The organism is Nocardioides sp. CPCC 206348, assembly GCF_048654705.1.
Taxonomy (GTDB): Bacteria; Actinomycetota; Actinomycetes; order Propionibacteriales; family Nocardioidaceae; genus Nocardioides.
Window position 1 is genome coordinate 92,438 of sequence record NZ_JBMCZA010000239.1, and the last position, 905, is coordinate 93,342.

1 protein-coding gene is annotated in these 905 nt (G+C 69.5%); it reads left to right on the forward strand.

Features of this window, described 5'->3' with window-relative positions; genetic code table 11:
- The coding region (locus ACOADB_RS27725) for an LLM class F420-dependent oxidoreductase (RefSeq protein ID WP_378606742.1) at positions 1 to 847 on the forward strand (847 nt) is incomplete at its 5' end.
- Positions 848 to 905 lie beyond the last annotated feature (58 nt).

Below are 905 nucleotides of genomic sequence, written 5' to 3' on the forward strand. Positions count from 1 at the left end.
ACTGACCGCGATGACCGCCGCCGGCCTGGACTTCGTGTCGAACGGCCGGTTCACGCTCGGCCTCGGCGCCAGTGGCCCGCAGGTCATCGAGGGCTTCCACGGCGTGAAGTACGACGCCCCGCTGGGTCGTACGCGCGAGGTGATCGAGATCTGCCGCCAGGTGTGGCAGCGCCAGCCCGTGCAGTTCGAGGGCAAGCACTACACGGTGCCGCTCACCAAGGAGCACGGTGGCTCCGGCCTCGGCAAGCCGCTCAAGATCATCAACCACCCGGTGCGGTCGAACATCCCGATCTCCGTCGCCGCCCTCGGCCCGAAGAACGTCGCACTCGTCGCCGAGCTGGCCAACGGCTGGCAGCCGCTGTTCTTCCACCCGGCCAAGGCGCAGCAGGCCTGGGGCGAGTCGCTCGAGGAGGGCTTCAGCAAGCGCGACCCCGCGCTCGGCGAGCTCGACATCCAGCTGCAGGTCCACTACTTCATCGGCGAGCCCTCGCCCGAGGCCGTCCAGACGGTCCGCAACCAGCTGGCGCTCTACATCGGCGGCATGGGTGCGCGGGACAAGAACTTCTACAACCAGCTCGCCTGCCGCTACGGCTACGAGGCGGAGGCCAAGGACATCCAGGACCTCTACCTGTCGGGCAAGAAGGCCGAGGCCGCGGCCGTCGTACCGGAGGAGCTGGTCGAGGCCGTGACGCTGATGGGTGACGAGGACTCGATTCGCCGCCAGCTCGCCGAGTTCGACGCCGCCGGCATCCGCACGCTGCTGCTCAACTCGCTCGCCGACACCGCCGAGGAGCGGGTCAGCCAGCTGAGCCGGTTGTCCGAGCTCGCGGCCGGGGTGCGTGCTTGATGAGCGAGCCCCGCTTCACGGTCGCGTACGACGGCCCGGTCGCGACCGTGACGCTGGC